This window comes from Flectobacillus longus (assembly GCF_030056705.1).
Taxonomy (GTDB): Bacteria; Bacteroidota; Bacteroidia; order Cytophagales; family Spirosomataceae; genus Flectobacillus; species Flectobacillus longus.
Window position 1 is genome coordinate 107,904 of the sequence record NZ_JASHIC010000013.1, and the last position, 11,358, is coordinate 119,261.

11 protein-coding genes and 1 riboswitch are annotated in these 11,358 nt (G+C 38.2%); of the genes, 9 read left to right on the forward strand and 2 right to left on the reverse strand.

Annotation, left to right across the window (positions count from 1 at the left end):
- Nucleotides 1-231: 231 nt before the first annotated feature.
- From QM491_RS11035 to QM491_RS11045, 3 genes are all read left to right on the forward strand, one after another.
- On the forward strand, nucleotides 232-639 hold the full coding sequence (locus QM491_RS11035; protein ID WP_283327550.1) for a hypothetical protein: 408 nt from the start codon (nucleotides 232-234) through the stop codon (nucleotides 637-639).
- A gap of 253 nt (nucleotides 640-892) precedes the next feature.
- The gene (locus tag QM491_RS11040; protein WP_283327551.1) at nucleotides 893-1,303 is read left to right on the forward strand and encodes a hypothetical protein; all 411 of its coding nucleotides are present in this window, start codon (nucleotides 893-895) and stop codon (nucleotides 1,301-1,303) included.
- 2 nt (nucleotides 1,304-1,305) lie between these two features.
- Nucleotides 1,306-1,686, forward strand: coding sequence for a hypothetical protein (locus QM491_RS11045; RefSeq protein WP_283327552.1), 381 nt, complete (start codon nucleotides 1,306-1,308; stop codon nucleotides 1,684-1,686).
- 407 nt (nucleotides 1,687-2,093) lie between these two features.
- Here QM491_RS11045 and QM491_RS11050 read toward each other — a convergent pair whose 3' ends face one another.
- Entirely contained in the window at nucleotides 2,094-3,113 is a 1,020-nt protein-coding gene (locus QM491_RS11050; RefSeq protein WP_283327553.1) for a 2-hydroxyacid dehydrogenase, read from the reverse strand.
- Nucleotides 3,114-3,305: 192 nt separating this feature from the next.
- A riboswitch (TPP riboswitch) is annotated at nucleotides 3,306-3,401 on the forward strand.
- Nucleotides 3,402-3,638: 237 nt separating this feature from the next.
- Between QM491_RS11050 and thiS the strand changes: the two genes are divergently transcribed.
- The 6 genes from thiS to thiH all read left to right on the forward strand — a co-directional run bounded on the left by thiS (nucleotide 3,639) and on the right by thiH (nucleotide 9,405).
- Entirely contained in the window at nucleotides 3,639-3,842 is a 204-nt protein-coding gene (gene thiS / locus QM491_RS11055) for a sulfur carrier protein ThiS (protein WP_283327554.1), read from the forward strand.
- Between the two features lie 54 nt (nucleotides 3,843-3,896).
- The gene (gene thiC, locus QM491_RS11060; RefSeq protein ID WP_283327555.1) at nucleotides 3,897-5,756 is read left to right on the forward strand and encodes a phosphomethylpyrimidine synthase ThiC; all 1,860 of its coding nucleotides are present in this window, start codon (nucleotides 3,897-3,899) and stop codon (nucleotides 5,754-5,756) included.
- A gap of 336 nt (nucleotides 5,757-6,092) precedes the next feature.
- Nucleotides 6,093-6,716: a thiamine phosphate synthase gene (locus QM491_RS11065; protein WP_283327556.1), complete on the forward strand. Its 624-nt coding sequence runs from the start codon at nucleotides 6,093-6,095 to the stop codon at nucleotides 6,714-6,716.
- A gap of 27 nt (nucleotides 6,717-6,743) precedes the next feature.
- On the forward strand, nucleotides 6,744-7,388 hold the full coding sequence (locus QM491_RS11070) for a thiamine phosphate synthase (protein WP_283327557.1): 645 nt from the start codon (nucleotides 6,744-6,746) through the stop codon (nucleotides 7,386-7,388).
- Between the two features lie 132 nt (nucleotides 7,389-7,520).
- Nucleotides 7,521-8,285 (forward strand): thiazole synthase, encoded by a 765-nt coding sequence (locus QM491_RS11075; RefSeq protein WP_283327558.1) that lies wholly within the window; start codon nucleotides 7,521-7,523, stop codon nucleotides 8,283-8,285.
- A gap of 7 nt (nucleotides 8,286-8,292) precedes the next feature.
- On the forward strand, nucleotides 8,293-9,405 hold the full coding sequence (thiH, locus tag QM491_RS11080) for a 2-iminoacetate synthase ThiH (protein ID WP_283327559.1): 1,113 nt from the start codon (nucleotides 8,293-8,295) through the stop codon (nucleotides 9,403-9,405).
- Nucleotides 9,406-9,932: 527 nt separating this feature from the next.
- Here the strand turns inward: thiH and QM491_RS11085 are convergent.
- Nucleotides 9,933-11,255 (reverse strand): beta-helix domain-containing protein, encoded by a 1,323-nt coding sequence (locus tag QM491_RS11085; protein WP_283327560.1) that lies wholly within the window; start codon nucleotides 11,253-11,255, stop codon nucleotides 9,933-9,935.
- Nucleotides 11,256-11,358: the final 103 nt, after the last annotated feature.

The window sequence follows — 11,358 nt, forward strand, 5'->3', positions numbered from 1 at the left end:
AATAGGATATACATCCGAAATCAAAAATTATGGGTATCGCCTTGCCTACTCGTTCGGCTCTTTCCAACAAAAATCATATTACCAAATGACTTTACTCTTAGTTTACCTATAAGGAATAGGCCAAATTTGTAGAGTAATCAATTGCTAATCAAGCAGATTGCCAGAAACAACCATTCAGTTTGTGACATAGTCATTTATATTTCTTTATAACAAAACAAAACCTTTACCATCATGAGCACTATCGAAAACCTAGAAGTTGACCGTTCATTTAAGTATCAATTCTATCACCGCGAGAATAGTGAATGGCTTAAATCTTTGGATTTTTTCAAAGAAGAAATCAAGTATCTAAGAGGGCTTATTGCGAATGTTAACAAGAAAAACACTTCGCATGAGGTACAAAATGAAACCTTTATTTTCAATCGTGAATTAGACAGCCTTTCAGGCGATATCGACGCCGTAAATCAGTCTATTATTGAAGAAGAATGGGGATTTGATGATGACGCCATGGGTAAAGACTTTTTACTGGGTGAAGAAATCTATAATCGCCATATTGTCATTCGTGAAAATTTCCAAAAAGCTGAAAAGGCTTTCTATGATATAAAACATCGTTTGTACAGATTTTTATGCAAATCGTTGTAAAACAAACGGTCGGATATGTGCAGGAAGTAAAGCACATTTCCACAAATAATTTTACTTGTTAGTTTGGGATGGCGAACGGTTTTCTTGGTTAAGGAAACCGTTTTTTTAGGCTCTGCGCCCTTATTGGAGAAAACTCCAACAAGCACATAAACTGCTTTTTCACTTTGACTTTTATCAGTATTACTTATGACGAATGTTCTATGTTAGGTTCCTTAAAAGATAGAACTTTGACATATCAAAAATGACAAACACTATGGCAACTGTTCTATTGGAGTCAAAAACTAGTTCGTTGAAGTTTGAACTTTATCACCGTGAAAATCTACAGTGGTTGTCAAACTTACACTTTATCCATGATGAAATTAAGTACTTCGAAACTTGGATGGAACATTTGCGAGATTTGAATCTTTCAAAACAATTACAGAACGAATGGATTGCATTGGAAGAACAGATTTTGCAAGAAAGAATAGAAACTCAAGCCTTGCTCAAAGCCATCGAACATGAAGAATATCTTTTTGGTTTGGAAACTCAACAAAAAGACTTTCAGTTGGGCGAAGAGCATTATCTAAAACATCGCAATTTACGAGTTCGTTTTAGGGCTTTAGAAAAAGATTTTCATGCCAGTAAGCACTCATTTTATGAATTTATGACCGACATAATGAATTAGCTATGGAAACTTTAAAATTTGAGTTATGTCACTTTGAAAATACCAAATGGGCAGAAAGTTTGACTTTTTATGCTGATGAAATTAAGTTTTTTGTCAGATTGCTCAAAGATGTTTTGCAACGCAATACCGATGAAGAAATCACGGCAAAAGCGCAAGACTTTTTGACCCTATTTAAACATAATGAATCTGAAATAGAAAATTTGGCGATTGCGATTTTGGAACAAGAAAAATCCTTTGCCGAATATGCTCAGGGCAAACAGTTTTTGTTTGACCAGCAAGTTCAAATGATTCACGAACGCCGACGTTCGGCATTTCAAACACTCGAAAAAGACTTTGTGTTACACAAACATCAATTGTATCAGTTTTTATCGAATGTCCTATAAAGTTATTAGTTAATCGTCTATCTGTTATTTGAAAACAGATTCGTCATCAAAAGGATGATTTATGAAAATCGATAACTTATTTAATGAGAAATAACAAGTGGTTTAGAGATAGATTTGAATGGCTCCCTTCATTAAAGGAAGCCATTTTTGTTTGTATATGAGTAGGTATGTAGAGACGTAATACTTTACGTCTAAAACGGTGGTATTCTTACATATAACATCAAAAAAGGCGTTTGAAATAAGTTTTTCAAACGCCTTTTTTGATGAACTGTCAAGATAGTTCTATAGAAGGATAACAAGTTCGATACTGTATTACAAAATGACACATTTTTAGACGTAAAGTATTACGTCTCTACGGTTGTCGTGAATCATTTAATAAAGCATTTCTTTTATGCAAGGTCCACACTCTATTGTAATTCTTCGAGCGGGTGTATTTTTCCGACCTTGGCATTACATTCTTCTGGAGTACCCAACTGCCACTCGTCAAGATTCTGAATAGTCTTATCTGCAATATTGGTCAAAGCTTCTTGTGTTAAAAATGCTTGATGTCCTGTAATAATTACGTTGTTAAAATTCAACAAATCATGTAATAGTTCGTCTCTACCTTCAGTTTCGTAATGATTTTTAAAGAAAATACCTCTTTCATTTTCGTAAACGTCCAAACCTAAATAACCTATTTTTCCATCACGTAAGCCCTGTAACACATCTTCAGTTTTTACTAAGCCTCCACGACTGGTATTAATAAGCATAACACCCGTTTTCATTTTGTCGATTTGCTCTTTGGTAATCATATACTTAGTTTCCTCAGTCAGGGGTGCGTGAAGCGTAATAATATCCGAAGTAGCAAGCAATTCGTTGAGTGTCACAAAAGTTACCCCTTTGTATTCATCTGCCTCCTCTGCGTATTTGTCAAACACCAACAGTTTGCAGCCAAAGCCTTTCAGAATATCAGCAACCACTTTCCCAATAGTACCCAAACCAATAATTCCGACTGTTTTTTGATACATATCAAAACCAATTAGGCTACTCAAATCAAACTGGTAATTATGGGCTTTGGTATCGGCCATGATAAGCTTTCTATTCAAAGCCATCATTAATGCTACGGTATGCTCTGCTACAGAATTAGGAGAATAATGCGGTACATTAGCCACTCGAATACCTAATTCGGCAGCTACTTTAAGATTGATATGATCGACACCCACCGAACGAGTCGCTACATATTTTACGCCCAAATCATTTAAGGCACGAAGTACAGGCTCAGAGGCATCGTCATTGGTAAAAAGTACCACCACATCAAACCCTTCTGCCATTTTCACCGTGTCCATATTCAGGGGTTTTCCTGTAACCGTAATATCATGTTTTTGTTGGTTAGCGTTTTGCAACGATGCTTTTTCAAACTCTTTAGTACTATAAATCAGCGCTTTCATACGGGATAGAATTTTGGTTAATAAAAGAAGGTTTAGCCTTTTTTATAGTTCAAAATTATCCCTCTATCTCACTTTTATCCATGAGATTTATCAGTCTATTAGCTACTTATGCTCATCCACACAAAGCAATGACTGGTTTTAAATAAAAAACACATTTCTCTTTTTTCTTTCAGAAACGTCCTTTAAGTTTGTACCAGACTTTAGGGGTGCCTTAATATACGGGCTGAGATTATACCCTTTGAACCTGAACAGCGTAATGGTTGCGAAGGAAAAAGCAGAGCAAAATACTTTTCGTAGAATAGCCTTTTGTGGGCTATCTCCAAAATATTTCAAGCTGAAGTTTTTGATTGATGATTTAGGATGATTTGTCCATTACAAGCCTTTTATTTTGGGCTGTATTTGATAAATAGTGCATCCATCTAGTATTGAGAATGGTAACACACCATCTCACGAAATCTCTCATTCAAGAACCGTTCTGTCTAATCCACTCCTAAGGGTCGCGTTGGTATTTAATATTTTACAAACATGACCGTATTTATCAATTCAGAGGCTACGGAGGTAGCATCCAACTTCAAAGTTGAAGATTTACTCCAACAATTTTATCTGGCTCAGGTCAAAGGTTTGGCAATTGCTGTCAATGATATGGTTTTGCCAAAATCTGAGTGGCAAAGTTATGTTTTCGCAGAAAATGACCAAGTAACCCTCATTCGAGCAAGTCAAGGAGGATAGGTTGACTTACTCCATTCCTATTTTAAAATCATTTTAAAAACTCATCATTCTCCTATGAAAAAAAGTATTGAAGTAGCTCCTTCGACAGAAGCTATCAGCCGTAGTCCTTTTCCAAATTCTCGCAAAATTTATGTACCTGGCGCTATCCATAATACTCAGGTAGCGATGCGTGAAATCAGTTTGACTGATACCAAAATTTCTGGTAATGTTTTCACCAAAAACTCCTCAGTGACGGTTTATGATACTTCTGGGCCATATACCGATCCCAACGTAGAAATTGATGTAAGAAAAGGATTACCAAAATTGCGTGAAGAATGGATTATTGCTCGTGGCGATACCGAGCAATTAGACTCGATTAGTTCTGAATATGGTCAAGAACGTTTGAATATGCAATCGCTCGATGAACTTCGTTTTAATTATTTAGCAAAACCTCATAAAGCAAAAGCTGGTCAAAATGTAACGCAATTACATTACGCCAAGAAGGGTATTATCACTCCAGAAATGGAATATATTGCGATTCGTGAGAATCAAAAAATAGAATCGTTACAAAGCTTAGGACATCAGCACGAAGGCTACAGCTTTGGAGCCAATACACCCAAAGGCGTAATTACTCCTGAGTTTGTACGTGAAGAAATCGCCGCTGGACGTGCTATCATTCCTGCCAATATCAATCACCCAGAAAGTGAGCCTATGATTATTGGACGTAATTTTTTGGTAAAAATCAATGCCAATATTGGTAACTCAGCAGTAAGTTCAAGCATCGAGGAAGAAGTAGAAAAAGCCGTTTGGGCTTGTCGTTGGGGAGCCGACACTATCATGGATTTGTCGACAGGCAAAAACATTCATGAAACTCGTGAGTGGATTATCCGAAATTCGCCAGTGCCCATCGGAACCGTGCCGATTTATCAAGCACTCGAAAAAGTTGGTGGAAAAGCCGAAGATTTGACTTGGGAGCTATTTAGAGATACGCTTATCGAACAAGCAGAACAGGGTGTTGACTATTTCACGATACACGCAGGAGTACTTTTACGTTATGTGCCACTTACTGCCAAACGTGTAACTGGAATTGTGTCTCGTGGTGGAAGTATCATGGCAAAATGGTGTTTGGCTCATCACAAAGAAAACTTCTTGTACACACATTTTGAAGAAATCTGTGAAATCATGAAAGCTTATGATGTAAGTTTCTCATTGGGTGATGGACTCCGCCCGGGAAGTATCGCCGATGCCAACGATGCAGCACAATTTGCTGAACTCGAAACACTTGGTGAACTGACCAAAATCGCTTGGAAACATGATATTCAGGTCATGATTGAAGGGCCAGGTCACGTACCAATGCACATGATCAAAGAAAATATGGACAAGCAACTAAAAGAATGTCATGAAGCTCCATTTTACACGCTTGGACCATTGACTACCGATATTGCCCCAGGCTATGATCATATTACTTCAGGTATCGGCGCTGCAATGATTGGTTGGTTTGGTTGCGCCATGTTATGCTATGTAACACCAAAAGAGCACTTGGGTTTACCTAACAAAAAAGATGTAAAAGACGGAGTAATCACTTATAAAATTGCCGCTCATGCTGCCGACTTGGCAAAAGGACACCCGGGAGCACAAGTGCGTGATAATGCCCTAAGCAAAGCTCGTTTTGAATTCCGTTGGGAAGACCAGTTCAACCTTTCGCTCGACCCAGATACAGCTCGTGAATTTCATGACGAAACCTTACCTGCTGATGGCGCTAAAATTGCCCATTTCTGTTCAATGTGTGGTCCAAGTTTTTGTTCTATGAAAATCACACAGGAAGTTCGTGATTATGCCGAAGCACAGGGTATTTCCGAAGATGAAGCTATTGACTTAGGTATGCAAGCTCAGGCACAACAATTTGTAGAAAAAGGCGCCGAGGTATATTTGTAAGTGATGAGTTGGGAGTTTTGAGTGATGAGTTGTCCTTTGTCCTTGCCTAAAATAGGTTGCCTTCAATAATAGTAAATCTGTCTGTTTTTATATTTTTCAAGATATATTTAGAATATAAAAACAAAAGGAAAAATTTTATCTTTAAGAAAATACAAGATGTTAATTATGAATATTTTATAGAAATAAAAACTATACAATTATTCCATTAATGGGAAACAATATTTTCTGAAATTCATTGTATATTTTGAAGTTATCTAATGCTAGCTCAGGGCAACGTATTTTAGGCAAAGTAAAAAAAGCTTATTACTCAAAACTTATCACACAACCTTTAACATCATGTTTACACTCCTGCTCACACCCCCAGAATTTATACCTGATGAAGTTCAGATACTAGAACAGCTTTTTGAAGCTGGTCTAACGACTTTACATGTGCGAAAGCCCAATGCGTCACTGGAACAAATTGAAGATTTCATTCGACAATTTAAGCCTCAGTATATGAAGCGACTGGTGTTGCATAGCCAATATCAATTGATGGCTAAATACAATATCAAGGGGATTCATCTCACTACGCACGTTTGGGAGGAATTACAGGAGCAAGGACAATTAAAAGAATATATTCGCCCAGTACAGCGAAGAGGTTTAACAGTAAGCGCTTCGGTACATAAGTTTGAAGAAATACTAAAAATGCCTTCAAAACTCGACTATGTATTTCTCAGTCCGTTTTTTGACAGTATTTCAAAACCTGGCTACAAAGCTGCTATTTCGCCAGAAGTGGTGGAGGATTTTGTATTTAACAATAGTAAAGTCCCTCCTATCGTAGCCTTGGGTGGTATTGAGCAAAACAATATTCATTCCCTCAAAAACAAGAATATTGCAGGAGTAGCTTTATTGGGTAGTGTATGGCAAGCACCCTCACCCGTAGAAGCCTTTTCCGAAATACATACAGCTTTGAGTTCTTAGAACCAAAGCTCAAAATTTAACAACACGATGATTTCAAGACTTCATTATATAACCCAAGATCTCGCACATATTCCTCACTGGGAGCAAGCGCAACGTGCCTGCGAAGGTGGTGCAGACTGGGTGCAGTTAAGAGTAAAAACTCAAGAAGAATCTCAATGGCTCGAGACGGCTTTACGCACTCAAGAGGTATGTAAAAGTTTTGGGGCAAAATTGATTGTAAATGACAATCCTCTTATCGCTGCGAAAATACAATCGGAAGGTTTGCATTTGGGCAAACAAGATATGTCGCCCCTAGAGGCTCGTCAGATTGTGGGTGAAAAGATGATTATTGGTGGCACTGCCAATACCCTCCAAGATATGCTCAAACATGTAGCTAGTGGAACAGTACAATACATTGGACTAGGCCCTTTGAGATTTACGGATACCAAGAAAAACCTAAGTCCCATCGTAGGATTAGAGGGATACAAGCGTATCCTAGCTCAGTTCAGAACATTGGGGCACAATCTACCTGTAGTGGGTATTGGAGGCGTAAAAGCAGATGATATTGAGGATTTACTAGCAGCAGGTTTACACGGAGTTGCGGTATCCTCTTTAGTAAATCTAGCCGAAAATCCTTCAGCAGTCACACAAGAGTTATTGGGTATGTTAAACTTAGCGGTGAGCGAGAAATGAGCAGATTTGGAATTTCTGATTTCGACAATGTAATTATAAAGTAGATTACACTTCCGAAATCCAACATCCGATATCCGAAACACGGCTAGTTTAATATCTAATATCTGAAATCTTCTCTCTCATTACTCAACTATGTCTTTACAAATTGCAGATAAAACCTTTCAGTCTAGGTTATTTACAGGGACTGGAAAATTTAGTAGTGCTTCTCTCATGGAAGAGAGCATTCTGGCATCAGGATCAGAATTGGTGACTGTTGCCCTCAAACGAGTAAGTCTTACAGAAAAGGAGGATGATATTCTGTCATATCTCCACCATGACCGCATCAATTTGCTGCCTAATACCTCTGGTGTTCGAAATGCAAAAGAAGCCATTTTTGCTGCACAAGTTGCTCGTGAGGCATTAGAAACCAATTGGTTAAAACTCGAAATTCACCCTGACCCAAAATACTTAATGCCCGACCCAATCGAGACGCTAAAAGCAGCTGAGGAATTGGTCAAACTGGGTTTTGTAGTATTACCCTATATCCATGCCGACCCTGTGCTGTGCAAGAGACTCGAAGAGGTTGGCGTATCAGCAGTAATGCCATTGGGGTCGCCTATTGGTAGTAATAAAGGCTTGAAAACGATTGATTTTCTTGAAATAATTATCGAACAAAGCCGTGTACCAGTAGTAGTGGATGCTGGAATTGGAGCACCTTCGGATGCAGCTAAGGCAATGGAAATGGGTGCAGATGCAGTATTGGTCAACACGGCAATAGCCGTTTCAGAAAATCCTGTTCAAATGGGTCTAGCATTCAAATATGCCGTTGAAGCTGGGCGCATGGCATACGAAGCTAAATTGGCTCCTATGCAACAACAGGCTGTGGCTAGTAGCCCATTAACGACATTTTTGAATTAGTGGAAATATGGACTTTTATCAAGTTTTTCAACAACATACTTGGGACGAAATCCGTGAGAGTATTTATCAAAAAACACCTCAGGATGTCATAAGAGCACTTCAAAAATCGGGTAAGCGAGATTTGGAAGATTTTAAAGCTTTGATTTCGCCTGCTGCCACCGATTTTTTGGAAGAAATGGCTCAATTAAGTCACAGACTAACTCAAAAGCGTTTTGGCAAAACCATACAGATGTATGTTCCGCTATATCTTTCAAACGAGTGTCAAAATATCTGTACTTATTGTGGGTTTAGTTTTGATAACAAAATCAGAAGAAAGACACTTACCGAAGAAGAGATTTTACAGGAAGTAGCTGTGCTCAAACGCATGGGGTATGAACACGTACTATTGGTAACTGGTGAAGCTAATCAGACGGTTGGCGTACCTTATTTGCAAAAAGTAATTCGATTGATAAAACCTTATTTTTCTCAAATATCTATCGAAATACAGCCACTCGACCAAGACGAATATGAAATTTTGGTTGCTGAAGGGGTACACGCAGTACTGGTATATCAAGAAACCTACCATGAGGAGGATTACAAAAAACATCATCCAAAAGGTAAAAAGTCGAATTTCCAGTACAGAATCCAAACCCCAGACCGATTAGGTGCAGCGGGGATTCACAAGATGGGATTGGGCGTACTGATAGGTTTGGAAGATTGGCGGGTTGATTGCTTTTTCACAGCCTTGCATCTTCGATATTTAGAAAAACGCTATTGGCAAAGTACCTATTCCATCTCTTTTCCAAGGCTTCGACCGTTTTCGGGCGGCTTAGAGCCTAAAGTAGAAATGTCAGATCGAGAATTGGTACAATTGATTTGCGCCTATCGCATTTTTGATGAAGAAGTAGAATTATCTATTTCTACCCGAGAAAATGAGATTTTTAGAGACAATATTATCAAACTCGGTATTACGTCGATGAGTGCTGGCTCCAAAACCAATCCAGGTGGATATGTGGTTGAACCAGAATCTTTGGAACAATTTGAAATCAGCGATGAGCGCTCACCACAGGCAATTGCTTCGGTGATTCAGGCGCAAGGTTATGAACCTGTTTGGAAGAATTGGGACAGACTTTTGCAATGAGATAAATGTAGAATTGTGAATTTGAACAACGAACCATTTATTAATCAAAACTTTACATTCACTATTAGGGCTGTACGAAAGATATTATTTTATTCAAAAGCGTTCTAATCATTAGCATTTTTGCGGTATCAGCAACCCTTGCAGTTGCCACATTCAGCATGGCAACTGCAAGAGTTACCACTACTGGAATTTTATTCTGAAGCCAAGATTAATCTTTCGTACAGGACTAATTCATAATTCTGCAATAATACTTAAGCAAAATAAGATTTATGTTGTATGCTTTAGGCACTAAGCAACAGGCAAAGAGTTTTAAAATGTTTTTTAATAACCAAGAACATGCTTTTTTCCAAAGCCCACCGCCGAAAGCCGATACCTGAAAGCCTAATGCCTACGGCTTACTGCATAAGGCAATTTTATTTTGCTTTAATACCTAGTTATCATTCATCAAAACCAAAAAAGCTTAAGGCAGGGCCTTAAGCTTTTCTTCATTACACCAATATAAAAAATCCTAACGGACTTCTTGTCTTTTAGTACTCAGTAGTTTGAGGATTGAAATTCGTCCATTTTTGAGTCCAATCATTTGAGCCATCAAAAGCACCTCTGAAACTCGCTGAATCGAAACCTGTTGGCAACACCACGCCATCAGCTAATATTCTTGAACCTTTTTGTGGGCTGAATTTTGGAGCACCCAAAAGGTTGAAATCTGCTTGTAAACCTAAATCAGTTAATGACCAGCTAATTGCATTTTTGCGGTTAGCATCATTAAACATAGTTGTCTCAACATTCAAAATTGGAGTTGTTACACCCGTAATGACTACTCCTTTATAATCAGACTTACCATTTTTGAAATTGTCTTGTGACAATGTTCCTTCTAACTCTAAACCAGCTTTTGGAAACGCACCATTTACAACGGTATTATAAATACTCAAAGCCGAGTTACGTCTGATACGGAAAGCCGAACGGTATTTTTTGTCAACAGTACCGTTAGCAATATAGATACTCACGTTTGCAAATTTGGCTGAAGTTTGTGGCAAAGCCGTTGAACCTGAACCGTCGTTATCTGATTCAAAACCGTTTGAGTCAGAACAACTACACTGGTCAGCTACTAAAGGGTCACGGAGTGCTACTGCATATTGTACATTACCTGAGAAACCATTATCTGTGTCAAAATCATCATCCAAAGTACGGTATGAAATCAAGTGTTTGGCATTTACAGCACCACCAAACCATTCGAAAGCGTCATCGCCAGAATGCGAAACTTGTACATAGTCAATTTTTGTTCCATAACCTACGCCACCAAGTGTCAAGCCATTAACTTCTTTATCTGTTTCGAAAGCAACACCTGCAAATTCGATACGTACATATTTCAAAATACCAGAGTTGTCCGAATCATTAGTACCACCAAAAGTTGTTACGTTTTCACCTTCAATTGTGATAGGAACTTTGTTGACTTTAGCTTTTCCTAAAATAATTACACCACCCCAGTCCCCAGCTTTACGTTGACCGATTGCTTGGTTAGACGTAAATACGATTGGTTTATCTTCTGTGCCTTCTGCCAAAATTTTTGCCCCTGGTTTGATAATCAAAGTACCTTTAGTTGGCAAATCACCTTTGATGATTGTTCCCGGCTGAATCGTTAGGGTTACGCCTTCTTCTACATATACAAAACCATTTAAAAGGTATTTCTTGTCAGATGTCCAAGTGGTATTTGTAGTGATTGTTCCTTTTACTACCACCATCTCACGGCTTGCTACGGGTGTTGGTTCCTGAAAATCGTTTTCCAATTTACCACATGAAGTAGTTGCTAAAGCAATGGCTGCGATGTAAAGAAGTTTATGTATATTTTTCATGATTTCTGATATTGGCTTTTACAAAATAGCTAAGCTATGGCTTATGTTTATTCTGTTAAAAAAGTTTGTGTACGGTTTTACAAAACTGAGTTTAGTTTCACTC

What these genes read in the sequence shown, in the direction of transcription:
- thiH (WP_283327559.1), top strand. Translation starts at nt 8,293, where the DNA reads ATGGACTTTTATCAAGTTTTTCAACAACATACTTGGGACGAAATCCGT.
- thiS (WP_283327554.1), top strand. Translation starts at nt 3,639, where the DNA reads ATGACCGTATTTATCAATTCAGAGGCTACGGAGGTAGCATCCAACTTC.
- QM491_RS11070 (WP_283327557.1), top strand. Translation starts at nt 6,744, where the DNA reads ATGATTTCAAGACTTCATTATATAACCCAAGATCTCGCACATATTCCT.
- QM491_RS11065 (WP_283327556.1), top strand. Translation starts at nt 6,093, where the DNA reads ATGTTTACACTCCTGCTCACACCCCCAGAATTTATACCTGATGAAGTT.
- QM491_RS11040 (WP_283327551.1), top strand. Translation starts at nt 893, where the DNA reads ATGGCAACTGTTCTATTGGAGTCAAAAACTAGTTCGTTGAAGTTTGAA.
- QM491_RS11035 (WP_283327550.1), top strand. Translation starts at nt 232, where the DNA reads ATGAGCACTATCGAAAACCTAGAAGTTGACCGTTCATTTAAGTATCAA.
- QM491_RS11075 (WP_283327558.1), top strand. Translation starts at nt 7,521, where the DNA reads ATGTCTTTACAAATTGCAGATAAAACCTTTCAGTCTAGGTTATTTACA.
- thiC (WP_283327555.1), top strand. Translation starts at nt 3,897, where the DNA reads ATGAAAAAAAGTATTGAAGTAGCTCCTTCGACAGAAGCTATCAGCCGT.
- QM491_RS11045 (WP_283327552.1), top strand. Translation starts at nt 1,306, where the DNA reads ATGGAAACTTTAAAATTTGAGTTATGTCACTTTGAAAATACCAAATGG.
- QM491_RS11085 (WP_283327560.1), bottom strand. Translation starts at nt 11,255, where the DNA reads ATGAAAAATATACATAAACTTCTTTACATCGCAGCCATTGCTTTAGCA.
- QM491_RS11050 (WP_283327553.1), bottom strand. Translation starts at nt 3,113, where the DNA reads ATGAAAGCGCTGATTTATAGTACTAAAGAGTTTGAAAAAGCATCGTTG.